This is a genomic window from Streptomyces sp. XH2, from assembly GCF_049725035.1.
GTDB lineage: Bacteria > Actinomycetota > Actinomycetes > Streptomycetales > Streptomycetaceae > Streptomyces > Streptomyces roseoverticillatus.
Genome location: NZ_JBMMMZ010000013.1, coordinates 271,924 through 295,479 on the forward strand (window position 1 = coordinate 271,924; position 23,556 = coordinate 295,479).

Genomic DNA, 23,556 nt, shown 5'->3' on the forward strand with positions numbered 1-23,556 from the left:
GTAACGCCCGGCCGTACGGGGCCGACGCAGTGACGTTTCTGCGCCGTGTTCGCGTCTTGTCGTACGGATCGTCGTACGGCCCCTGGAAAGCGATCAGTCGACGAGGCAATAGGGTGACCGGTGTGAAGGTCCTCGTCATCGGCGGCGGCGCCCGCGAACACGCCCTGTGCCGCTCACTCTCCCTCGATCCCGACGTCACCGCGCTGCACTGCGCCCCCGGCAATGCCGGGATCGCCGAGGTCGCCGAGGTGCACCAGGTGGACGCCCTCGACGGCGCGGCGGTCGCCGACCTCGCCGCGTCCCTGGGCGCGGACCTGGTGGTCGTCGGCCCCGAGGCCCCGCTGGTCGCAGGTGTCTCCGACGTCCTGCGCGAGCGGGGCTTCGCCGTCTTCGGCCCCTCGGCGCGGGCCGCGGAGCTGGAGGGCTCCAAGGCGTTCGCCAAGGACGTCATGGCGGCGGCCGGCGTGCCCACGGCCCGCGCCTACGTGTGCACCACGCCCGCGGAGATCGACGCCGCGCTCGACGCCTTCGGCGCGCCGTACGTCGTCAAGGACGACGGCCTGGCCGCCGGCAAGGGCGTCGTCGTCACCGGTGACCTGGGCGTCGCCCGCGAGCACGCGCTGGCCTGCGGCCGCGTCGTGATCGAGGAGTTCCTGGACGGCCCCGAGGTCTCCCTCTTCGCCGTCACCGACGGCGAGACCGTCGTCCCCCTCCAGCCCGCCCAGGACTTCAAGCGCGCCCTCGACGGCGACGAGGGGCCGAACACGGGCGGCATGGGCGCGTACTCCCCGCTGCCCTGGGCCGACCCCAAGCTGGTCGACGAGGTCCTGCAGACGGTCCTGCAGCCCACCGTGGACGAGCTGCGGCGCCGCGGCACGCCCTTCTCCGGCCTGCTCTACGCCGGTCTCGCGATCACCTCGCGCGGCGTCCGCGTGATCGAGTTCAACGCCCGCTTCGGCGACCCCGAGACGCAGGTCGTCCTCGCCCGCCTGAAGACGCCCCTGGCCGGGCTGCTGCACGCCGCGGCCACCGGGACGCTCGCGTCCGTGCCGCCGCTGCGGTGGAGCGACGGCGCCGCCGTCACGGTCGTCGTCGCCTCGCACAACTACCCGGGGACGCCGCGCACGGGCGATGTCATCGAGGGCCTGGAGGAGGCCGGGGCGACCGGCGACGCGTACGTCCTCCACGCGGGCACGGCCCGGGACGCGGAGGGCCGCGTGGTCAGCGCCGGCGGCCGCGTCCTGTCGGTGACGGCCACGGGCCCGTCCCTGCGGGACGCCCGCACGCACGCGTACGAGGCGCTGTCCCACGTCCGCCTGGCCGGCTCCCACCACCGCACGGACATCGCTGCGCGGGCGGCGGAGGGCTCGTAGAGTCACCGGGCGCTGGATCCCCTTGCCTGCGGCAAGGGGATGCGCGCCTGCGGCGACAGCGGCTCGCCGGGTCGAGAGGTCTCAGGCCTCTCCGTCCCGCCGCAATGGCGCGCAACCCCCACCGGAGGTGACCGGCGGTGCCCGACGGTCCTCGGTCGGGCACGGCACCGCCGGTCAGGCGAGGGGGCCGGCCACCGCCGCGGCGGATTGCTTGCCCGCGGCAAGGGGCGCACCCCCGTACCGGCCAGTGGGCTCACGCCCCCTATACGTCGAGCCCGCCCGGCCAGGGCCCCGGCTTTGACCAAAGCCATTCCATCGAGTGACCGGTTGGCTAACTAGCTGACGCGCGCCCCACCCCCAACTAGGGTGCGGCGCAAGCGCGGTGCCGGGCAGAGGCCGGTGCCACGGTGCCGGAATCAGGCAACTGGCCCACCGGCATTGCGATGTCAGAGGCCGGTGCCACAGTGGGGGGAAAGGCAACGCCCCCGGCGTTGCGTCCGCTGTCGCACTCCTCGGTCCGCGTTCCGACGGAGCACAAACTGGCAACAGGGGGTGATCGGTCTCGTGGCAGGTCCGGAAACAGGCGTGCTCGTCGCACGCGCCCAAGCCCTCGCGGTGCTGCGCATCCGCAGCGCCGCGCTGGCCGTCGCCCTGCTGCCCGCGGCAGCCGCCGCCGTGCTGGCGGCGGGCATCGCCATGGGGCGCATCCCGGACGGCGGCGCCTGGTCCGCCGCCCGCTGGGCGTTCACCGGCGCCGCGGTCCTCGCCCTGGCCCTCGCGGCCACGGTCGCCGCCGTGGTCGTCCGGGCCAGACCGGCCCTGAGCCCCACGGTCCCCATCCCCGAGGAGAAGGCGCCCGACCTCTACCGCCTCGTCCGCGACCTCGCGGAGCGGCTGGAGGTCCCGGCCCCGTCGGCGATGGCCCTCACCCCCGACTGCGACAGCTGGCTGGAGGACCGCACCCACCCGGCCCACGGCTCGCCGCACGGCGCCGCGAACGGCCCCCCGCGCACCCTGCGCCCGCGCCGCCGCTCCACGGCGGCGCCGGTGCTGGTGATCGGATCGCCGTTCCTGTGGTGGATGCGCGTCGCCGAGCTGCGCGCCCTGCTGGCGCCGGTCGTCGCGGGCACGGGTCCCTCGGCCCACCCCGACATAGCCGCCGCCCGCCGCTTCGTCCGCGGGCTGGACGCCGCCGTGGCGGTCTCGGCGGGCCGGCCCGCCCTGGCGTTCGTCGGCGGCGTGGCCCGGCTGCTGCTGCACTCCTGCCGGGGGCACGCGGCCGAGATGGAGCGGGGGGTCGCGGCGGCCGCCTCCGAGCGCGCCCAGAGCGTGGACTACGGCCTGCGGATCGTCGCCCAGGAGCAGGTCGGCCTGGCCTACGCCGGCTGGGACCGGCTGCTCAACAGGGTCGCGCTGCCCGCCTGGCGCATGGGCCGCTGGCCCTCCCGCCTCGACGCGGGCGTCGTCTCCGCGCTCACCGAGCTCTCCCGCCGCGACCGCCTCGCGGAGGGTTTCGCCTCCCGGCTGGGCGAGCGCCCGGCCTGCGATCTGCTGGAGGAGCCCGGCGCGATCGACGAGGCCGCGTCCCTGCTGGCCGCCCGGCTCTTCCACGGCGGCCCGCCCGACACGGGCCCGGACTGGCTGCCGGTGGCCTGGAGCCAGTATCCGGAGGAGGTCGTGGACCGCAAGTGGCGGCTGGAAGCCGCCCGCCTGCACCGCGTCCTCGACGTCGTGGACGCCCTGCCGGCCCTCACCCCCGTCCCCGCGGCCCCGGCGGGCCTGGCCGCCGCCCCGACCGTGGCCCGCGTCCTGGAGCGGCTGGCGGGCCCCGCCGTGGACGGGGTCGCGGAGGAGCTGGGCGCCCGGCTCGGTGCCGAGGTGGCCCGGGAGGCGGCCCAGGAGGCGCTCACGGCGCAGCAGAGGGCCTTCGGCGCGGCGGCCACGGCCGAGCCCTGGGTGGACGGCCTCGCGCCCCTCTTCCCCCTCCAGCCGCCCCGCAGCGGCCGCGAGCTGCTCGCCGACCACGTCACGGCCATGGTCTGCTGTGCCGCCGTGGACACCGCCGGCGCCGCCCCGGGCCTGGACTGGCTGGACGGCCCGGCCCTGCTGGTCGGCGGCGCCCGCCGCCCCGACCTGGCCCGCACGGTCCTCAGCCTGATCGAGGACGGCGACGACGCGCCGCTGCGCGCCTGGCTCGGCGAGGTAGGGGTCCGCCCCGAGAAGCCCGTCCGCCTGGTGTGAGCCCCGGTGACCCCCGTGACACTCGGTGATCCTTCGCCCTGTCACTTACCGGGGAATTTCACGACGAGCGGTGACGAGGCGGGCGCAGTATGTGATGTGCTGGGGGCTGCTGTGCGCCAGTGACTGCAGGGAGCCGCGCCCGGGCACCGGGATCCGGGCGGGGGAAAGCAGCGGAAATCAGCAGGCGCCGGGGGACAGGGGAGGGAGCACGCATGGGGATGGACCAGATCCGCCGCTGGGAGTCGGGGGCACTCGCACACGCCGTGTCCGACCCCTTCGGTCAGGGCCCGCTGCCCTGGCTGCGCGGCAGCGAGCACTATTTCGACGACACGGGCCAGATCATCCCGTGGTACGTGAACCCCGTCCCGGACCGGGGCGGCGGGGAAGCGGGAGCGGGCCGGGGCAGAGCCGGCGGGGGCCGCGGCGCCGGCCGTGTCCCCGCCCCCCGCAGCGGCGGCCCGCGCACCGCGGACGACGTCCACCTCCAGATCAAGGGCTTCGCGTCCAACAGCGCTGTCGCCCCCGGCGAGGCCATAGATTTCCGCATCACCGTGGATCCGCCGCAGCAGTTCGGCGTGGACGTCTACCGCATCGGCCACTACGCGGGCGACGGCGCCTCCAAGATCACCACGAGTCCGCGGCTGTCCGGCATCGTCCAGCCCGCGCCCCTCACCGTCGACCGCACGGTCTCCTGCCACCACTGGTGGCTCTCGTGGCGCCTGCAGATCCCCAGCTACTGGAGCCTCGGCGCCTACGTGGCCGTCCTGACCACCGCCGACGGCTACCGCAGCCACATCCCCTTCCTCGTCCGCGACACCCACCCGGCGGACCTGCTGCTCGTCCTGCCCGACATCACCTGGCAGGCCTACAACCTCTACCCCGAGGACGGCCGCACGGGCGCGAGCCTCTACCACGCCTGGGACGAGCACGGCCGGCTGCTCGGCGAGGAGGGCGCGGCCACCACCGTCTCCTTCGACCGCCCCTTCGCCGGTGCGGGCCTGCCGCTGCACGTGGGCCACGCGTACGACTTCATCCGCTGGGCCGAGCGCTACGGCTACGACATCGCCTACGCCGACACCCGCGACCTCCACGCGGGCCGCGTCGACCCCTCCCGCTACCGCGGCCTGGTCTTCCCCGGCCACGACGAGTACTGGTCGCCGGCCATGCGCCGGGCCGCCGAGCTCGCCCGCGACTCCGGCACCTCGCTGGTCTTCCTCTCCGCCAACACCATGTACTGGCAGGTCGAGCTCGCCCCCTCGCCGGCCGGCCCCGACCACCTCATGACCTGCCGGAAGCACCGCGGCCCCGGCCGCTCCGCGCTCTGGCGCGACATCACACCGGCCGAGCAGCAGCTCCTGGGCATCCAGTACGCGGGGCGCGTCCCCGAGCCCGCCCCCATGGTCGTCCGCAACGCCGACCACTGGCTGTGGGACGCCACCGGCGCCGGCGAGGGCGACGAGCTCCCCGGCCTCGTCGCCGGCGAGGCCGACCGCTACTACCCCCGGACGGCCCTGCCCGAGCACACCCGCCGCATCCTGCTGGCCCACTCGCCGTACCTCGACAGCGAGGGCAGCAAGCGCCACCAGGAGACGTCCCTCTACCGCGCCCCCAGCGGCGCCCTGGTCTTCGCCGCGGGCACCTTCGCCTGGTCACCGGCCCTGGACCGGCCGGGACACACCGACACCCGGATCCAGCGGGCGACGGCCAACCTCCTGGACCGGATCTGCAAGCGCTGCTGACCCTCGCCCGACCCTCCTCCGCCGGGTCCCGGCCCGTACGGCAGAATCGTGGTGCTTGGACAAACCACCAGGAGGACGCGTGTCCGGATTCGTAGAGAAGCCCGAGCCGATCGAGGTGCCCGGTCTGGTGCATCTGCACACCGGCAAGGTCCGCGACCTCTACCGCGACGCGGACGGCAATCTGGTCATGGTCGCCTCCGACCGCATGTCCGCCTACGACTGGGTGCTGCCCACCGAGATCCCCGACAAGGGCCGGGTCCTCACCCAGCTGTCCCTGTGGTGGTTCGACCGCCTGACCGACCTCGTCCCCCACCACGTCATCTCCACGGACCTGCCCGCCGGCGCCCCCGCCGACTGGGAGGGCCGCACGCTCATCTGCCGCGCGCTCGACATGGTGCCGGTGGAGTGCGTGGCCCGCGGCTATCTGACCGGCTCCGGGCTCGCCGAGTACCGGCAGACGCGCACGGTGTGCGGCCTCGCCCTCCCCGAGGGCCTCACCGACGGCTCCGAGCTGCCGTCCCCGATCTTCACGCCCGCCACGAAGGCCGAGGTCGGCGAGCACGACGAGAACGTCAGCTACGAGGAGGTGGCGCGGCAGGTCGGCGCCGAGACGGCGGCCCTGCTGCGGCAGACGACGCTCGCCGTCTACGGGCGGGCCCGCGACATCGCCCGCGACCGGGGCATCGTCCTCGCCGACACCAAATTCGAGTTCGGCTTCGCGGGCGGCGAGCTCGTCCTCGCGGACGAGGTGCTCACCCCCGACTCCTCCCGCTTCTGGCCGGCGGACCAGTGGCAGCCGGGGCGGGCGCAGCCGTCCTTCGACAAGCAGTTCGTCCGCGACTGGCTGACCTCCCCGGCCTCGGGCTGGGACCGCCACGGCCACCAGCCGCCGCCGGTGCTCCCGCAGGAGATCGTGGACCGCACCCGCGCGAAGTACATCGAGGCGTACGAACGCCTGACGGGCCTGAGCTGGGCCTGACGCCCTGCCGGGCCGGGGCCGGGGCCGGCGGAACGAAGGGCCGGTGCCGGATCCGGCCCGGGCACACCACTCCGCCGCGACGGCGCTCAGCCACCCGCAACGCATCCGGCGGTGCCGGACCTCGCCCGGCCCCTGGCAGCCGTACGCGGCGGCGGCCGCGCCGCGAACGTAAGAGCTCTCTAAGAGAGCCCTGACAAGCTGGGGGCACCCCGAACCGCTGGGGCCCCGACCGCTGGGGGCACCCCGAACGCCGCAGAACCCCGCCGGAGGCGACATGGCCGAGACGTCCGTCCTCGTCGTCGACGACGACCCCGACGTCCGGGCGGCCGTCGCCGACGCCCTGACCATCGAGGGCTACGACGTCCGGGAGGCGGCCGACGGCCTGGCGGCCCTCTCCTCCGTCGCGGCCGCGCCGCCCGGCGCCGTCGTCCTCGACCTGGCCATGCCCGTCCTCGACGGCCTCGCGGTCTGCCGGAGGCTGCGCGCCCTGGGCGACCGCACGCCCGTGCTCGTCCTCACCGCCCGCGACGCCGTCGCCGACCGCGTCGCGGGCCTGGACGCCGGAGCCGACGACTACCTGGTCAAACCGTTCGCCCTGGACGAGCTCCTGGCCCGCCTCAGGGCCCTCCTGCGCCGCGCCGCCCCCACGGAACCGGCCGCCGGGCAGGACGCCGGCACCCTCTCCTTCGCGGACCTCACCGTCGACCCGGCCACCCGCACCGGCGACCGCGCCGGCACCCACCTCGAGTTCACGCGCACCGAATTCGCCCTGCTGGACGTCCTGATGCGCCACGCGGGCCAGGTGCTGCCCCGCGAGGTCATCCAGGAACGCGTGTGGGGCACCGACTTCGGCCCGGACTCCAACTCCCTCGCCGTCTACATCGGTTACCTGCGGCGCAAACTGGAGGCCGGCGGCGCCCCCCGCCTCGTCCACACCGTGCACGGCATCGGCTACCGCCTGGCGGAGCAGTGAGCGCAGGGGACGCGGGGGACGCGGGACGCGCCGGGAGAACGACGGCCCTGCGCAGGAGGATCCTCGGCCGGAGGCCGCTCCGCGCCCGGCTCGCCCTCGTGACGTCCGTGGCCGTCGCTGTCGTCGCCCTCGGCGTCCTGGCCGCCGCCTACGTCGTCATCCGCTACGAACTGGGCCGCCAGCTCGACCTCCAGCTCAAGCAGCAGGCCACCCTCATCGCCCAGCAGAGCCGCAGCGAACCGACGGGCCCCCTGTACGGAGAGTGCACCTGGCTCGCCGCCCCGGCCTGCGCACAGACCGTCCGGGCCGATCCGGCCGCCCCGCACCAGGACGGCCTCGTGCTGCCCGTGACCGGCGCCACCCGCCGCGTCGCGGCCGGCACGCTCGGCGAGCACTACAGCGACATCACCGTCGACGGCCACGCCATGCGGATGCTGACCACCCCGGTCAAGGGCCACCGCGCCCTGCAGGTCGCCGTCCGCTCCGACACCGTCGACAAGGGCGTGCGCCAGGCGGGCCTCCTGCTCGGCGCGGTCGGCGGCGCGGGCGTGCTCCTCGCCGCCGGCCTCGGCTACTTCGCGTCCCGTACGTCCCTGCGCCCCGTGACCCGGCTCACGGCCACCGCCGAACACATCGCCGCCACCCGCGACCCCGCCCACCGCATCGAGCTCGCCCCTTACGAGGCCCGCCGGGACGACGAGATCACCAGCCTCGCCACCAGCTTCAACACCATGCTCGGCGAACTGGAGGAGGCCGTCGCCGCCCAGCGCCGCCTCGTCGCCGACGCCTCCCACGAGCTGCGCACTCCGCTGACCGCGCTGCGCACCAACGCCGAGCTCCTCGCCCGCGCCGAACGCCTCACCCCGGCCCAGCGCGAGCGGGCCGCCGGCGCGCTCGGCCGCCAGCTCCGCGAGGTCACCGGTCTGGTCAACGACCTCATCGAGCTGGCCCGCGACGAGGAACCGCAGCAGTTCCTGGAGGACGTGCGCCTCGACCGGCTGGCGGAGCGCTGCGTCGCCGACGCGCGCGGCCACTGGCCCGGCACGGTCTTCACGGCGGATCTGACAGGCCCGGAGGGCGTCACCGTCCCGGGCGTCCCGGCCCGCCTCGCCCGGCTGCTGTCCAACCTGCTCGACAACGCCGCCAAGTTCAGCCCGCCCGGCGGCGTCGTCGAGGTGCGCCTGGCCCGTACGGCCGGCGGGGCGCTCGACCTGACCGTCCGCGACCACGGCCCCGGCATCTCCGCCGAGGACCTGCCCTACGTCTTCGACCGCTTCTACCGCTCCCGCCAGGCCCGGGCCCTGCCCGGCTCGGGCCTGGGCCTGGCCATGGCCCGCCAGATCGCCCGCGCCCACGGCGCCGAGCTGACCGCGGAACAGGCGCCGGCGGGCGGCGCCCTCTTCCGCCTCCGCTTCCCCGGAACCCCGGGGTGAGCGGGGGAGACCCGGCCCGGGGAACGCCGAAGGCCCCGGTCGTGATGACCGGGGCCTTCGTAACTGGAGCGGACGACGAGACTCGAACTCGCGACATCCACCTTGGCAAGGTGGTGCTCTACCAACTGAGCTACGTCCGCATGCCCCGCGGGTTTCCCTGCGGTGCGAGAACAACTATAGCCAACCTTGAGAGCGTGCAATGCGCGCGGCGGCGTGCCGGTTGTCCGCGCCCAGCTTCGTGGCGGCCGAGGAGAGGTAATTGCGGACCGTCCCGGGCGTCAGCGAGGCCCGCTCCGCGATCTCCGCGACGGGCGCCCCGCCCTCCGCCAGTTCGAGCAGCTCGGCCTCTCGCGCGCTCAGCGGGGAGTCGCCCGCACTGATCGCGTCGGCCGCCAACTCCGGGTCCACATAACGGCTTCCGCGGTGCACGGTCCGGATGATCTCGGCGAGCTTCTGCGCCGAAACGGTCTTCGGCACGAACCCCCGCACCCCCGCCTCCAGCGCCCGCTTCAGGTGCCCGGGGCGGCCGTGACCCGTCACGATCATGGTCCGGCACGCCGGCAACTCGGCCCGCAGGGTTGTGGCCACCATCACACCGTCGGCCCCTGGCATTTGAAGATCCAGCACGGCGACGTCCGGCCGGTGCGTCCGGGCCATCGCGAGCGCCTCCGGGCCCGACGCCGCCTCGGCGACCACCTGAAGATCATCCTCCAGGCCCAGCAGCGCGGCCAGCGCGCCCCGGATCAAATGCTCGTCATCCGCGAGCATGACCCGGATCGGCGTGATGTTGACGCCGCCCATGTCCGTACGCGCACCGGTGCTCATGCCGTCCCCCCGTTCACCGGAACCAGATCCGCCCCCTGAACCGCCTTGCCCGGCAGGGCTGCGCCGTCCGTACCGTCCGCATCCGCCGGCAGCACCCCCTCCAGCGGCACCTCCGCCGTCAGCCGGAACGTCGCGTTCGCCCGGTGCTCGTAGGTCAGCGTGCCACCCAGCACCGTGAGCCGCTCCCGCAGGCCCGCCAGCCCGGAGCCGCTCGCGGAACCCGGATCCCGCTCCGGCTCCCGCACGCCGTTGTTCTCCATGACCAGAACGGCCGTCGTCCCCGCCACGACCCGCAGCCGCACGGCACACCGCCCGGCGTCCGCGTGCCGCAGCACATTGGTGGTCCCCTCCCGGACGACCCACGCCAGGACCGACTGCACCGCCGGCGGCAGGGCCTTGCCCACCGTGTCGTCGATGCGGCACTCGATGTCCGCGGCGGACAGCACGCCCCGCGCCCCCACCAGCTCGGTGTGCAGGTCCGCCTCGCGATACCCGCGCACGACCTCCCGGACCTCGCGCTGGGAGTCCTGGGCCATCCGCTGGACCTCGGTCATCTGCTCCACCGCGGCGGGCGAGCCCCGGCGGGCCAGCTGGACGGCCAGCTCGCTCTTGAGCGCGATCACCGCGAGGTTCCGCCCGAGGACATCGTGCAGATCCCGGCCGAACCGCAGCCGCTCCTCCGCGACCGCCAGCCGCGCCTGCGCCTCCCGCGCCGTCTCCAGCTCCCACATGACGTGCAGCATCCAGCCCGACATCCGCACGACGTACACGACCCAGAGCGTGAGGACGAGCACCGCTGCCGTCAGGGCGACCGCGGCCTGCCAGTCGGCGCCGACCGCCAGCACGCCGAGCCCCAGCGCCAGTGCCACGACGACGCACGGGATCACGAACCTGCGGACCCTGCGGACCAGCAGGGTGTGCGGGCCGAAGACCGACAAGCTGCCGTTCCACAGGAACAGGCCGATCGTGGAGCCGTACTGCTGGCCGTACGCACGGAACGACATCGCCATGCAGACGACCGCCGCGGCGAACAGCACCCACTGCACGGCCACCAGCAGCCAGGGCGCGGGCTTTTTCCAGAGGTAGTGATCGAGGGAGCGGCGGAAGACGGATATGCCCACGAGGCCCTGGAAGGTGAAGATTCCGCCCAGCGCCAGCATCCACGGCCGGCCGAGGCCGGAGTCGGCGAGCACATTGACCGTGCCGGCTCCGGGGAGGAAGAAGGGCAGCGCATAGAGCGTCCACCGCATATAGCTGTCGACCTTGGCGACCCTGCTGCGGCCCCGCCACTCCTGCACCCGTGTCCACAGGCCCATGGGTCCCGCCCCCTTGCACGTCCTCGTCACTGCTTCACGGCCGCGGCCTACGCCCGTCGCCCCAGGGCTACCGCCGCGGATCCCACCGGAACCACCGCTTGGCGCCGTACGCGGCCACTATTGTCCAGGCAATGCCCGTGAGGACCGCGCCCCCGGCTTCATGAGCGCTCATCCCGCCCAGCCAGCCGCCGCGCACCAACTGGATCACCGGTGTCAGCGGCAGCACCGAGCAGATGTCCGCCATGGTGTCCGGCATGGCCTCCAGCGGCACCATGAGCCCCGAGCCCGCCACGGATATCAGCATCAGCGGCGAGGTCACCAACTGGGAGCCCTGCACCGTCTTCGCCCAGCTCGCGGTCACCGCGGCCAGGGCTATGGACATCGCCAGCCCGAGCAGGAGCCCGATCGCCATCAGATCGGGGCGGGCGACCGCCCGCAGGTCCAGCCAGAGCACGCCCGCCACGACCAGCAGGACGCACTGCGCCAGCGCCACGACCACCGCCGGCAGCGCCGTGCCGGTCAGGATCTCGGCATCGTTGGTCTCGCCGGTCCGCAGCCGCTTGAGGACCAGCTCCTCACGGCGCGCCACATAGGCACTGACCAGGTGCTGGTAGACGGCGAAGAGCAGGATGTAGCCGAAGGCGCCGGTCAGGGCGACCTCGTTGACCGACATCCCGGCCTCGCCGAGGTCGACCTCACCGATGGCGCGCCGCATGGCCCAGACCATCATCACCGGCATCAGCAGGGCCACGTAGAGCCCCATCTTGTTCCGCCCGAGCAGGATGAACTCCGCCCGGCCCAGCGCCGTCATCCGCGGCACCGATATCGACACGGCCTTCGCCATCACGCGTTCCTTCCCGCGACAGAATCCACACCAAGGCCAGCACCGGGACCCGCCCCCGCCCCCGCGGGCTCAGCGGCCGGGCCCGCGCCCGCTATGGCCAGGAACGCCTCCTCCAGCGAGGCGGTCCGGGCGTCGAGGCCCTCCAGCTCGACGTCCTTGTCCCGGGCCCAGAGCAGCAGCCCGGTCAGCGTCCGCTGCAGCTCGCGGGTCTGCAGCTCTATGCGCCCGCGGTCCTCCTCGTGCCGCACGACGCCCAGCTCGGCGAGCGGCGGGAGATCGCCCACAAACCAGCCCACCGGCATCGCGAAGCGGATCCGCGCGGGATAGCTGCCGATCACCTCCTCCGGCCTCCCGGACGTGACGATCCGCCCCTCGCGCATGATCGCCAGACGGTCGGCGAGGGCCTCCGCCTCTTCCAGATAGTGCGTGGTGAGCAGCACCGTGGTGCCCTCGGCGCGCAGCCGGCGCACCAGCTCCCAGGTGTTGCGCCGGGCCTCGGGGTCGAGACCGGTCGTCGGCTCGTCGAGGAAGAGGACCTCGGGGCGGCCGAGGAGCGCGAGTGCGAGATCGAGGCGGCGGCGCTCGCCGCCGGAGAGCTGCTTGATGCGGACGTCCTTGCGGCGGAGCATGTCGACCAGCTCCAGGGCCTCCGCCACGGGCCGGGCCCCGGTGGTGCAGCCGGCCCACATGCGGACCGTCTCCGCGACGGTCAGGTCCGTGGGGAAGCCGCCCTCCTGGAGCATCACCCCGATCCGGGGCCGCACGGCGCTCCGCTCCGCATACGGGTCGTGCCCCAGCACCCGCACCTTGCCCGCGGTCGGCTTCGCGAGCCCCTCCAGCAGCTCGACCGTGGAGGTCTTCCCCGCGCCGTTCGTGCCGAGCAGGGCGAACAACTCGCCTCGCGCCACGGTGAAGGAGATGTCCCGCACCGCTTCGAAGCCTTCGTCTCCGGCCGGGCCGTAGCGGCGGCGCAGCCCCGAGACGTCGATCACACTGTCCCCGATGTCCATGTCCCAAGCCTCCCGCCGGATCCGGGCGGGGGTCAGTGCGGCCTGTCATGACTTCGGATGACGAATGTCATCAGCGCCGGAGCCCGGGGGACACCGGGGCGGGAACGCCGAAGGCCCCGGTCGTGATGACCGGGGCCTTCGTAACTGGAGCGGACGACGAGACTCGAACTCGCGACATCCACCTTGGCAAGGTGGTGCTCTACCAACTGAGCTACGTCCGCATGCATCCGACCGGCTTCACCGGGCGGCGCGTGCATCACTCTACCTGATCCACTTCCGTGGCCGGTAACCGTGATGAGAGCGGGTGACAGGAATCGCACACTGCGCCTCCCCCTTGGAAAGGGGGTGCTCTACTACTGAGCTACACCCGCATGGATCGCCGGTCCGGCCCACAGAAGTGGACCGGCAAGCGATCAGAGCGGGTGACAGGAATCGCACACTGCGCCTCCCTCTTGGAAAGAGGGCGCTCTACTACTGAGCTACACCCGCATGATCCGTCCCGGCCGGTCACGGATGTGACCGGAGGACGTTCAGAGCGGGTGACAGGAATCGCACACTGCGCCTCCCCCTTGGAAAGGGGGCGCTCTACTACTGAGCTACACCCGCGTGACCTGGGGTTTTGCCCGGTTTCCCGGCCTCGCCCCTCGGCGTGATCCAGACTCTAGCTGATCATCCGGGGTGCTTGGCAAATCGGCCCGGCCGGCGACCCCGGGAGCGGCCCCGAGGGAGCCCGGCCCCGGCCCGGCGGAGTCCGGGCGGGCGGCTCGGCGACGGCTCGGCGCGCGGCTCAGTCGGCGGAGTTGAAGGCCTCGTACACGCGCTTGGGGATGCGGCCGCGCGGCGGCACGTCCATGCCGTGCGAGCGGGCCCAGGCGCGGACGGCCGCGGGGTCGGGGGCGACGGAGGTGCGGCGGTAGGCCTTGCCGGAGCGGGACTGCTTGCGACCCGCCTCCAGGTAAGGCGTGAGGACCGCTCGCAGTTTCTTCGCATTGGCAGTGTTCAGGTCGATCTCGTACGACTTGCCGTCGAGGCCGAAGGTAACCGTCTCCGCGGCTTCCCCGCCGTCGATGTCGTCGGAGAGTGTGACCACTACGCGCTGTGCCACGAATATCGGTCCTTTCGGCGGGCATCTCCGCGGTGAACTGCGCAGATGCACTGGTTCCGGATGTTCCGGATCCGTTCCTGGTCAATGGTTATTCATTTGTACAACGAGACGCATTGCAAAGTGAAGCCCAGTTAATTCTGTCCGGGCGCCTCTTCGCAATCAGGACCGTACGTTTTTCCCGGGATTTTTCCAGGGCGTCCTGGGCGTCGATGCGTAAACGTGACAGGAGGCCCAGCATATCTATGCGCGTAGATTTTTCGGGACTGTACTCTGGCCGTACCGCTTCAGCTCACGCACCACACACCGGGAGTGCCAGTGGCACGCGTCGTAGTCGACGTCATGCTCAAGCCGGAGATCCTCGACCCGCAGGGCCAGGCGGTGCAGCGCGCGCTGCCTCGCCTGGGTTTCGAGGGGATCGCCGACGTCCGTCAGGGCAAGCGCTTTGAACTCGAGGTGGAGGGACCGGTCGACGACGCCGCCCTCGCCCGAATCCACGAGATGGCGGAAACGTTTCTCGCCAACACCGTGATCGAGAACTTCACCGTGCGGGTCGACTCGTGACTGCACGCGTAGGAGTCATCACCTTCCCCGGCACCCTGGACGACCGCGACACCCAGCGCGCCGTCCGGATCGCCGGGCTGGAGCCCGTGCCGCTCTGGCACCGCGACAAGGACCTCAAGCAGGTGGACGCCGTGGTCCTGCCCGGCGGTTTCTCCTACGGCGACTATCTGCGGGCGGGCGCCATCTCCCGCTTCTCGCCGGTCATGGAGACCGTCATCGAGCAGGCCAGGGGCGGCATGCCCGTCCTCGGCATCTGCAACGGCTTCCAGGTGCTCACCGAGACCCACCTGCTGCCCGGCGCGATGCTGCGCAACAACCACCTGCACTTCATCTGCCGCGACCAGAAGCTCCGCGTCGAGAACGCGGACACCGCCTGGACGTCCGACTACGAGGCGGGCCAGGAGATCTCCGTCCCGCTGAAGAACATCGACGGCCGCTACGTGGCCGACGAGCGCACCCTCGACGAGCTCGAGGCCGAGGGCCGCGTCGCCTTCCGCTACCTGGACGGCAACCCCAACGGCTCGCTCCGCGACATCGCGGGCATCACCAACGCCGCCGGCAACGTCGTCGGCCTGATGCCGCACCCCGAGCACGCCGTCGAGCCGGGCGTCGGCACGGGTCGCACGGACGGGCTCGGATTCTTCACCTCGATCCTGAGGAAGCTGGTCACCTCATGACCCTCGACACCGTCAAGCACGCCAACGAGACCCCCGAGGTCGACCAGCCCTGGGCCGAACTCGGCCTCAAGCAGGACGAGTACGAGCGCATCCGCTCCATCCTCGGCCGCCGTCCCACCGGCGCCGAGCTCGCGATGTACTCGGTCATGTGGTCCGAGCACTGCTCGTACAAGAGCAGCAAGGTCCACCTCCGCCAGTTCGGCGAGAAGGCCCCCGAGAACGACGCCCTCCTCGTCGGCATCGGCGAGAACGCCGGCGTCGTCGACGTCGGCCAGGGCTACGCGGTCACCTTCAAGGTCGAGTCGCACAACCACCCCTCGTACATCGAGCCCTACCAGGGCGCGGCCACCGGCGTCGGCGGCATCGTCCGCGACATCCTCGCGATGGGCGCCCGCCCGGTCGCCGTCATGGACCCGCTGCGCTTCGGCGCCGCCGACCACCCCGACACCAAGCGCGTCCTGCCGGGCGTCGTCGCGGGCATCGGCGGCTACGGCAACTGCCTGGGCCTGCCCAACATCGGCGGCGAGGTCGTCTTCGACGCCTGCTACCAGGGCAACCCGCTGGTCAACGCGCTCTGCGTGGGCGTGATGAAGCACGAGGACATCCACCTCGCCAAGGCCTCGGGCGCCGGCAACAAGGTCATCCTCTACGGTGCCCGCACCGGCGGCGACGGCATCGGCGGCGTCTCGGTGCTGGCCTCGGAGACCTTCGACGACAGCAAGCCCGCCAAGCGCCCCGCCGTCCAGGTCGGCGACCCCTTCCAGGAGAAGCTCCTCATCGAGTGCACCCTGGAGATCTTCCGCGAGGACCTGGTCGACGGCATCCAGGACCTCGGCGGCGCCGGTCTGTCCTGCGCCACCAGCGAGCTGGCCAGCGCCGGCTCCGGCGGCATGCGCGTCGAGCTGGACCGCGTGCCGCTGCGCGACGCGACGCTCTCGCCCGAGGAGATCCTCATGAGCGAGTCGCAGGAGCGCATGTGCGCGATCGTCGAGCCCGGCAAGGTCGACCGCTTCCTGGAGATCTGCGAGAAGTGGGACGTCATCGCCACCGTCATCGGTGAGGTGACCGACGGCGAGCGGCTGGAGATCTTCTGGCACGGCGAGCAGATCGTGGACGTGCCGCCGCGCACCGTCGCCCACGAGGGCCCGGTCTACGAGCGCCCGTACGCCCGCCCGGAGTGGCAGGACGCCCTCCAGGCCGACGACGCGAACAAGCTGGCCCGGCCGGCGACCGCCGAGGAGCTGCGCGAGCAGGTCCTGAAGGTGATCTCCTCGCCGAACCAGGCGTCCAAGTCCTGGATTACCGACCAGTACGACCGGTTCGTGCAGGGCAACACCGTCCTCGCGCAGCCGGAGGACTCCGGCATGGTCCGCATCGACGAGGACACCAACCTCGGTGTCGCCGTCGCCACGGACGGCAACGGGCGCTACGCCAAGCTGGACCCGTACACGGGTGCGCAGCTCGCGCTCGCCGAGTCCTACCGCAACGTGTCCGCCTCCGGCGCCCGGCCGCTGGCCATCTCGAACTGCCTGAACTTCGGCTCCCCCGAGGACCCCGCGGTCATGTGGCAGTTCGCGGAGGCCACGCGCGGCCTGGCCGACGGCTGCCTCGCCCTGGGCACCCCGGTCACCGGCGGCAACGTCTCGCTCTACAACCAGACCGGCGAGACCGCCATCCACCCGACCCCCGTGGTCGCGGTGCTCGGCGTCATCGACGACGTCGACCGCCGTACGCCGATCGCCTTCTCCGACGAGGGCCACCTGCTCTACCTGCTGGGTGACACCAAGGAGGAGCTGGGCGGCTCGGCCTGGTCCCAGGTCGTCCACGACCACCTCGGCGGTCTGCCGCCGGCCGTGGACCTGGACCGCGAGAAGCTGCTGGGCGAGATCCTGATCTCCGCCTCGCGCGACGGCATGGTCGACGCCGCGCACGACCTCTCCGACGGCGGTCTGATCCAGGCCCTCGCGGAGTCGTGCCTGCGCGGCGGCAAGGGCGCACGGATCGTCGTGCCGATCGGCACCGACCCCTTCGTCTTCCTCTTCTCCGAGTCCGCCGGCCGTGCGGTCGTCGCGGTCCCGCGGAGCGAGGAGCTGCGGTTCACCGACATGTGCGGAGCGCGGGGCCTGCCCGCGGCCCGGATCGGTGTCGTCGACGGCGAAGCGATCGACGTGCAGGGCCAGTTCAGCATCCCGCTGGCCGAGCTGCGCGAGGCCCACGAGGCCACGATTCCGGCGCTCATCGCGTAGGTTCCGCCTGACGTCCGCGGTGGGGGGGGGGGGGGGGGGGGCCGCCCCCCCCCCCCCCCCCCCCCGCCACCGGGACAGCGCCTCATCGCACCATCCCGATCAGGGGCGGGGCACCCGCAGGCGTATCGCCAGCACCAGCGCCAGCAGCATCGCTCCGGCAGCACACGCGAACACCGTGTCGACCGAGGAGACGAACGCCCGTATCGCCTGGGTGTGCGCCTCGCCGCTGAGCGCGGCTATGCGGCTCGCCGATCCGCCGGGGCCCTTCGCCTCGTACGCCCTGGCCAGCACCGTGCCGAAGACGGAGGCGCCCAGCGCGCCGCCCAGGGACTGGAAGAAGCGGATCCCCGTGGTGGCCACGCCCAGTTGGCGGGGCGGTGCCGACTCCTGCGTGAGCTGGATCAGCTGGCCCAGCAGCTGGCCGAACCCCAGGCCGAGCAGCAGCAGCGCCGCGCCGACGACCCACAGGCCCGTGTCCGCGCTGAGGGTCGCGAGGATCCCCATGGCCGCTGCGCTGACGGCCGTGCCGGTGACGACGAAGGTCTTCTGCGGCCAGCCGCGCGCCGTCAGCCGGCCGGTGACGACGCCGATGACGGAGATGCCCGCGGCCATCGGGAGCAGGAACAGGCTCGCGTTCGTGGCGGCGATGCCGCGCACGAGCTGCAGATAGATGATCACGTAGATCATCGAGCCCATCAGAGCCGTCCCGATCAGCGCCTGCAGCGCGAACGAGACGCGCAGCACGGGGATCTTGAACAGCGACAGGGGCAGGACGGGCTCGGCCGCCGTCGCCTGCCGCCACAGGAACAGACCGAGCAGCAGCACGCTCGCGGCGATCAGCCCGAGGACGACGGGGGACCCCCACGCGTACTCCTTGCCGCCCCACTCGGTGACGAGCAGCACGGCCGTGGAGAAGGCCGCGGCGAGGCCGGCGCCGAGGAAGTCGATCCGGTGGCGCGTGCCGTGGTGCCGGGGGAGCTTGAGGACGGCGGCCGCGGCGGCGAGCACGGCGAGGCCGACGGGCAGGTTGACGTAGAACACCCAGCGCCAGTCGGCGTGATCGGCGAGGACGCCGCCCAGCACGGGCCCGAGCGCCATGCCCGCGCCCGCCACGAGGCCGCCGATTCCGGCGCCGCCCTTGCCGCCGCCGTCGCTCCCGTCCGCGGGCGCCGCCGCCTTGAGCTGCGCGATCACGACCATGGTCACGCTCATCAGCCCGCCGCCGCCGAGGCCCTGGATCGCACGGAACGCGATGAGCTGCTCCATGGACTGCGCGGCTCCGCACAGCGCCGATCCCACGAGGAAGGCGGCGACGGCGCTCAGGAACACCTTGCGGGCGCCGAGCGTGTCGCACAGCTTGCCGTAGAGCGGCAGGGCCGCGGTCGAGGCGAGGGCGAAGGCGCTGATCAGCCACGGCACGCGGTCGATGCCGTGTGCCGGGTCGAGGTCCCGGACGATCGGGACGGTGACGGCCGAGACGATGTTCTGGTCGAGGACGGCCAGGAGCATCGTCGTCAGGCAGACCACGAAGGCGATCTTGCGCTGCCCGGCGGTCATGCCGGGCCCGGCCGGCTGACCGGCCGACTCCGGAGCGGGTGCGTGGGCAGTCGCTCCCGCAGGCCCCCGATCAGGAGCCAACTGCCTCGCCGCTGTGGATGAATGCACCCTTCTTCCCCCTCCGGAGCCGGTTCGTGAACGCCGACGGAAGCGGCGCGCCCTCACCATGCCCCGACAACATGTACCGAGTCAATTCTTCTATCGGGTAAGTTTGTCGCCCCGGTCAAAATTTCATCCTGGTACAGTCGTGCCATGGCCGAAGAGCTGAGCCTGCGTGAGCGCAAGAAGATCCAGACCCGGCGCACCCTCTGGAAGACCGCGGCGGACCTGTTCCTGGAGCGCGGCTACGACCAGGTGTCGGTCGCCGAGATCGCCCTGGCCGCCCAGGTCTCGAAGATGACGGTCTTCAACTACATGTCCTCCAAGGAGGACCTGGTCCTCGGCCCCATGAAGGAGCACATCGGCGACGCCGCCCGCTCCGTGCGCGACCGGCGCCCCGGCGAGTCCGTCGTCGCCGCCTTCCGCAGGGCCTTCATGGCCGCGCTCCACGCCCACGACGCGTCCGTCGGCATGAGCGACCACCCCTACGTGCTCCGGATGCGCCGCCTGATCCAGGAGACGCCGGCCCTTCTCATCCGCGCCCACGAATACGTCCGCCAGTCCCAGATGCTCCTGGCCGAAGAGCTGGCCGCCTCCACGGAAGGGCCCGAAGCCGAGCTCGCCCCCGTGGTCGCGGCGCAGCTGATGAGCGTCCGCTACGCCGTGCACGAGTACAACCACCGGCGGTTGTTCGCGGGCGAGTCGGCGGATGACGTCCTTCCCGGCGCCGTCGCCCTCGCCGAGCGCGCCTTCGCCCTGGTCGAGCACGGGCTCGGGGACTTCGGCACGCTCCCGGCCGGGGCCGGCGCGACCCACGCCGTAGAGGCCCACGCCGCAGAGGCCGGCGCCGAATAGGGTCGGGGCCATGCCTCCCGCCCAGCGCAAGCCCCGTCCCCGCAGCTACGACCCCGCCAAGCTGCGCGCCGCCGTCACCGCGCAGCTCGCCCACGTACGGGACGCCGCCGCGAGCCTGGACGAGGCGCAGCTCGCGCTGCCCACCCGGTGCGGGGGCCGGACCGTCCGCGATCTGCTCGCGCGCATCGCCCTGGACGCGGACCTCGTGGCCCGCCTGATCGGGGAACCGGCCCCGCCCGCTCGGGAGATCACCGCCGTGGAGTGGCCGGTCAAGGCCGCATCCAGCGAGATCAGCGACATCGCCGAGATCGCCGAGATCGCCGCCAGCGACGCGGCCGCGCCCCCCGCCGCCCTCCTGGACGCCGCGGCGGACCGTTTCGCCGCGCTCGCCGCCGTCACCCCGCCCGACCGCCTGCTCGCCACTCCCGCGGGCGCCATGCGCCTGGACGACTTCCTGGTCACGCGCTGCGTGGAGCTGGCCGCCCGCACCGACGACCTCGCGGCGGCGCTGGGCACCGAGGTCCGCTACGACCGGCAGCTCCTGGCCCATGCCACCCGTCTGCTGGCCGACGCGCTCGCCGCCGAGGCCCCGGGCGGTTCCGTGGAGATCCGCATCCCGCCGTTCGCGGTCGTCCAGTGCGTGGCCGGCCCCCGGCACACCCGCGGCACGCCGCCCAACGTGGTCGAGACCGACCCGCTCACCTGGCTCCGCCTGGCCACCGGCCGTACGGACTGGGCCACCGCCCTGGAAGCCGCCGCTGTCAGCGCGAGCGGTGAGCGCGCCGACCTCTCCGCGCACCTCCCGCTGTCCGGGCGGCGGTGACCCGGCCCTGATCGCGTCTTGAACGCGTCCGGACCGCGCCCGGGCGGCTCCTTTCGGAGCCCCGTCCGGCCCGCCTCCGGACAGCCCTCTTTGTGGGAATGAACAAAGGACCTACGAAAGGCGATTCGCCATCCCTCAAAGGTGATTCACCGTGCGCGCCGAGTGGCTGTGCGTGGTGTGAGGCATCACCGGTCGTCCCCGGTTCGGATGAACCTCCTCCCTGCCATAGACTCAAGGTGTGCCTCGTGGTGACGGACGACTCAGCCACGACCTGCTCCCCGGTGAGAAGGGCCCCCAGGACGCTTGTGGCGTCTTCGGTGTCTGGGCTCCGGGTGAAGAGGTCGCCAAACTCACCTATTTCGGGCTGTATGCGCTGCAGCACCGTGGACAGGAGTCCGCGGGCATCGCAGTGAGCAACGGCTCCCAGATCCTCGTTTTCAAGGACATGGGACTGGTTTCCCAGGTCTTCGACGAAACCTCCCTCGGCTCCCTCCAGGGCCACATCGCGGTCGGTCACGCCCGCTACTCCACCACCGGAGCCTCGGTGTGGGAGAACGCCCAGCCGACCTTCCGGGCGACCGCGCACGGCTCGATCGCGCTGGGTCACAACGGCAACCTGGTCAACACGGCCGAGCTGGCCGAGATGGTCGCCGCCCTCCCCAAGGAGAACGGCCGGGCCACCCAGGTCGCCGCGACCAACGACACCGACCTGGTCACGGCCCTCCTCGCGGGCCAGACCGACGCCGAGGGCAAGCCGCTGACCATCGAGGAGGCGGCCGCCAAGGTCCTTCCCGACGTCAAGGGCGCCTTCTGCCTCGTCTTCATGAACGAGCACACGCTCTACGCCGCCCGCGACCCGCAGGGCATCCGCCCGCTGGTCCTCGGCCGCCTGGAGCGCGGCTGGGTGGTGGCCTCCGAGACGGCCGCCCTGGACATCTGCGGCGCCACGTTCGTCCGTGAGGTCGAGCCGGGCGAGCTCATCGCCATCGACGAGCACGGCGTGCGCACCAGCCGCTTCGCCGAGGCCCGCCCCAAGGGCTGTGTCTTCGAGTACGTGTACCTGGCCCGCCCCGACACCGACATCGCGGGCCGGAACGTCTATCTGTCCCGTGTGGAAATGGGCCGCCGCCTCGCCGCCGAGGCCCCGGTCGACGCCGATCTGGTGATACCGACTCCGGAATCCGGCACCCCGGCCGCCGTCGGTTATGCGGAGGCCAGCGGCATTCCGTACGGCACCGGCCTGGTCAAGAATTCGTATGTCGGCCGGACGTTCATCCAGCCGAGCCAGACGATCCGCCAGCTCGGCATCCGGCTCAAGCTGAATCCGCTCAAGGAAGTCATCAAGGGCAAGCGCCTGGTCGTCGTCGACGATTCCATCGTCCGCGGCAACACCCAGCGCGCGCTCGTCCGGATGCTCCGCGAGGCCGGCGCCGCCGAGGTGCACGTGCGGATTTCCTCCCCGCCGGTGAAATGGCCGTGCTTCTTCGGCATCGATTTCGCCACCCGGGCCGAGCTCATCGCCAACGGCATGAGCGTCGAGGAGATCGGCCGCTCGCTGGGCGCGGACTCGCTCGCGTACATCTCCCTCGACGGCATGGTCGAGGCGACCACCATCGCCAAGCCGAACCTGTGCCGCGCCTGCTTCGACGGCGAGTACCCCATGGCGCTCCCCGACCCCGAGCTGCTCGGCAAGCAGCTCCTGGAGACCGAGCTGGCCGGTGGCGCGGACGCCGCCGACGCGCTCCGTCGTCCGTGACACGCCTCCGCAGTACCGAACGACACGAAAGCTCTCAAACATATGTCTGCAGAGTCTTCTGAGCATGCTCCGCACGCGGGCACTGGTGCCAGCTACGCAAGCGCGGGCGTCGACATCGAGGCGGGCGACCACGCCGTCGAGCTGATGAAGAAGTGGGTGAAGAAGGCCACCCGTCCGGAGGTCGTCGGCGGCCTCGGCGGTTTCGCCGGGCTCTTCGACGCCAGTGCGCTCAAGCGGTACGAGCGCCCCCTCCTGGCCTCCGCCACGGACGGCGTCGGCACGAAGGTCGACATCGCCCGCCGCATGGGCGTCTACGACACCATCGGCCACGACCTGGTCGGCATGGTCGTCGACGACCTGGTCGTCTGCGGCGCCGAGCCGCTGTTCATGACCGACTACATCTGCGTCGGCAAGGTCCACCCCGAGCGGGTCGCCGCGATCGTCAAGGGCATCGCCGAGGGCTGTGTGCTCGCGGGCTGCGCGCTGGTCGGCGGCGAGACCGCCGAGCACCCGGGCCTGCTCGGCGCGGACGAGTTCGACGTGGCCGGTGCGGGCACCGGCGTGGTCGAGGCCGACCACGTGCTGGGCGCCGATCGCATCCGTACGGGTGACGTCGTCATCGCGATGGCCTCGTCCGGACTTCACTCGAACGGGTACTCGCTGGTCCGCCATGTGCTCTTCGACCGGGCCGGCTGGGAGCTGGACCGGGAGGTGCCGGAGTTCGGCCGCACCCTCGGCGAGGAGCTGCTGGAGCCCACCCGGATCTACTCGCTGGACTGCCTGGCCCTCACCCGTACGGCCGAGGTGCACGCCTTCTCGCACATCACGGGCGGCGGCCTGGCGAACAACCTGGCCCGGGTGATCCCGGACCACCTCCGGGCGACGGTCGACAGGTCGACGTGGACGCCGGGCGCGGTCTTCGACACCGTGGGCCGGCTCGGCGGCGTCGAGCGGCTGGAGCTGGAGAAGACGCTGAACATGGGCGTCGGCATGGTCGCGGTCGTCCCGCAGGAGTCCGTGGACGTGGCCCTCACGGCCCTCGCCGACCGCGGCGTGGACGCCTGGGTCGCCGGTGGCATCACCGACCGCGGTGACCACACCGAGGCCGTGGCTCTGACCGGCGACTACGCCGGCTGAGAGCCCG

The 23,556-nt window shown here is 72.5% G+C and carries 19 protein-coding genes and 5 tRNA genes; 13 read left to right on the forward strand and 11 right to left on the reverse strand.

Translation table 11 applies throughout. The features are described from left to right. Positions 1 to 122: 122 nt before the first annotated feature. From purD to ACOTKD_RS26855, 6 genes are all read left to right on the forward strand, one after another. Entirely contained in the window at positions 123 to 1,373 is a 1,251-nt protein-coding gene (gene purD, locus ACOTKD_RS26830) for a phosphoribosylamine--glycine ligase (RefSeq protein WP_424891597.1), read from the forward strand. A gap of 552 nt (positions 1,374 to 1,925) precedes the next feature. Then, complete coding sequence (locus tag ACOTKD_RS26835; protein ID WP_424891541.1) at positions 1,926 to 3,614, forward strand: hypothetical protein; 1,689 nt, start codon at positions 1,926 to 1,928, stop codon at positions 3,612 to 3,614. 212 nt (positions 3,615 to 3,826) lie between these two features. After that, entirely contained in the window at positions 3,827 to 5,353 is a 1,527-nt protein-coding gene (locus ACOTKD_RS26840) for a N,N-dimethylformamidase beta subunit family domain-containing protein (RefSeq protein WP_424891542.1), read from the forward strand. 79 nt (positions 5,354 to 5,432) lie between these two features. Beyond that, positions 5,433 to 6,332 (forward strand): phosphoribosylaminoimidazolesuccinocarboxamide synthase, encoded by a 900-nt coding sequence (locus ACOTKD_RS26845; RefSeq protein ID WP_424891543.1) that lies wholly within the window; start codon positions 5,433 to 5,435, stop codon positions 6,330 to 6,332. A gap of 274 nt (positions 6,333 to 6,606) precedes the next feature. Then, positions 6,607 to 7,305, forward strand: coding sequence for a response regulator transcription factor (locus ACOTKD_RS26850; protein WP_424891544.1), 699 nt, complete (start codon positions 6,607 to 6,609; stop codon positions 7,303 to 7,305). Between the two features lie 59 nt (positions 7,306 to 7,364). Continuing rightward, positions 7,365 to 8,738: a sensor histidine kinase gene (locus ACOTKD_RS26855; protein ID WP_424891598.1), complete on the forward strand. Its 1,374-nt coding sequence runs from the start codon at positions 7,365 to 7,367 to the stop codon at positions 8,736 to 8,738. Positions 8,739 to 8,802: 64 nt separating this feature from the next. Here ACOTKD_RS26855 and ACOTKD_RS26860 read toward each other — a convergent pair. From ACOTKD_RS26860 to ACOTKD_RS26905, 10 genes are all read right to left on the reverse strand, one after another. Continuing rightward, positions 8,803 to 8,878 (reverse strand) — tRNA-Gly (locus ACOTKD_RS26860). A 34-nt stretch (positions 8,879 to 8,912) separates the two neighbouring features. Continuing rightward, the gene (locus tag ACOTKD_RS26865; protein ID WP_424891545.1) at positions 8,913 to 9,539 is read right to left on the reverse strand and encodes a response regulator; all 627 of its coding nucleotides are present in this window, start codon (positions 9,537 to 9,539) and stop codon (positions 8,913 to 8,915) included. A gap of 20 nt (positions 9,540 to 9,559) precedes the next feature. Then, positions 9,560 to 10,879 (reverse strand): sensor histidine kinase, encoded by a 1,320-nt coding sequence (locus tag ACOTKD_RS26870; protein WP_424891546.1) that lies wholly within the window; start codon positions 10,877 to 10,879, stop codon positions 9,560 to 9,562. 67 nt (positions 10,880 to 10,946) lie between these two features. Then, positions 10,947 to 11,723 (reverse strand): ABC transporter permease, encoded by a 777-nt coding sequence (locus tag ACOTKD_RS26875; RefSeq protein WP_424891547.1) that lies wholly within the window; start codon positions 11,721 to 11,723, stop codon positions 10,947 to 10,949. After that, positions 11,723 to 12,733 carry an ABC transporter ATP-binding protein gene (locus tag ACOTKD_RS26880; RefSeq protein WP_424891548.1) on the reverse strand — a complete coding sequence of 337 codons (1,011 nt, stop codon included), beginning with the start codon at positions 12,731 to 12,733 and terminating at the stop codon, positions 11,723 to 11,725. Before ACOTKD_RS26880 ends, ACOTKD_RS26875 begins: the two co-directional genes overlap by 1 nt. Positions 12,734 to 12,878: 145 nt before the next feature. Next, positions 12,879 to 12,954: transfer RNA gene (locus tag ACOTKD_RS26885), tRNA-Gly, on the reverse strand. Positions 12,955 to 13,032: 78 nt separating this feature from the next. Continuing rightward, a tRNA-Gly gene (locus ACOTKD_RS26890) sits at positions 13,033 to 13,104 on the reverse strand. Positions 13,105 to 13,150: 46 nt separating this feature from the next. Then, a tRNA-Gly gene (locus ACOTKD_RS26895) sits at positions 13,151 to 13,222 on the reverse strand. A 45-nt stretch (positions 13,223 to 13,267) separates the two neighbouring features. Continuing rightward, a tRNA-Gly gene (locus tag ACOTKD_RS26900) sits at positions 13,268 to 13,339 on the reverse strand. A 181-nt stretch (positions 13,340 to 13,520) separates the two neighbouring features. Further along, a complete protein-coding gene (locus ACOTKD_RS26905) occupies positions 13,521 to 13,838 on the reverse strand; it encodes a histone-like nucleoid-structuring protein Lsr2 (RefSeq protein WP_424891549.1) in 318 nt (105 codons plus the stop codon). A 315-nt stretch (positions 13,839 to 14,153) separates the two neighbouring features. Between ACOTKD_RS26905 and purS the strand changes: the two genes are divergently transcribed. From purS to purL, 3 genes are read left to right on the forward strand one after another with little or no spacing between them, the layout of a single operon-like run. Continuing rightward, positions 14,154 to 14,399, forward strand: a complete 246-nt coding sequence (gene purS / locus ACOTKD_RS26910; protein ID WP_030367046.1) for a phosphoribosylformylglycinamidine synthase subunit PurS — start codon at positions 14,154 to 14,156, stop codon at positions 14,397 to 14,399. Next, entirely contained in the window at positions 14,396 to 15,076 is a 681-nt protein-coding gene (gene purQ / locus ACOTKD_RS26915) for a phosphoribosylformylglycinamidine synthase subunit PurQ (protein ID WP_424891550.1), read from the forward strand. The genes purS and purQ overlap by 4 nt, the downstream gene beginning before the upstream one ends. Further along, complete coding sequence (gene purL / locus ACOTKD_RS26920) at positions 15,073 to 17,322, forward strand: phosphoribosylformylglycinamidine synthase subunit PurL (RefSeq protein WP_424891552.1); 2,250 nt, start codon at positions 15,073 to 15,075, stop codon at positions 17,320 to 17,322. Before purQ ends, purL begins: the two co-directional genes overlap by 4 nt. 99 nt (positions 17,323 to 17,421) lie before the next feature. Here the strand turns inward: purL and ACOTKD_RS26925 are convergent, their stop codons facing one another. After that, positions 17,422 to 18,879, reverse strand: coding sequence for an MFS transporter (locus ACOTKD_RS26925; RefSeq protein ID WP_424891554.1), 1,458 nt, complete (start codon positions 18,877 to 18,879; stop codon positions 17,422 to 17,424). Positions 18,880 to 19,131: 252 nt separating this feature from the next. Between ACOTKD_RS26925 and ACOTKD_RS26930 the strand changes: the two genes are divergently transcribed. The 4 genes from ACOTKD_RS26930 (at position 19,132) to purM (ending at position 23,549) form a co-directional block, all read left to right on the forward strand. Continuing rightward, positions 19,132 to 19,833, forward strand: a complete 702-nt coding sequence (locus tag ACOTKD_RS26930; RefSeq protein ID WP_424891555.1) for a TetR/AcrR family transcriptional regulator — start codon at positions 19,132 to 19,134, stop codon at positions 19,831 to 19,833. Positions 19,834 to 19,843: 10 nt separating this feature from the next. Then, positions 19,844 to 20,656, forward strand: a complete 813-nt coding sequence (locus ACOTKD_RS26935) for a sterol carrier family protein (protein ID WP_424891556.1) — start codon at positions 19,844 to 19,846, stop codon at positions 20,654 to 20,656. 238 nt (positions 20,657 to 20,894) lie between these two features. Continuing rightward, positions 20,895 to 22,412, forward strand: coding sequence for an amidophosphoribosyltransferase (gene purF, locus ACOTKD_RS26940; RefSeq protein ID WP_424891557.1), 1,518 nt, complete (start codon positions 20,895 to 20,897; stop codon positions 22,410 to 22,412). A gap of 42 nt (positions 22,413 to 22,454) precedes the next feature. Next, positions 22,455 to 23,549: a phosphoribosylformylglycinamidine cyclo-ligase gene (gene purM, locus ACOTKD_RS26945; RefSeq protein ID WP_424891559.1), complete on the forward strand. Its 1,095-nt coding sequence runs from the start codon at positions 22,455 to 22,457 to the stop codon at positions 23,547 to 23,549. Positions 23,550 to 23,556: the final 7 nt, after the last annotated feature.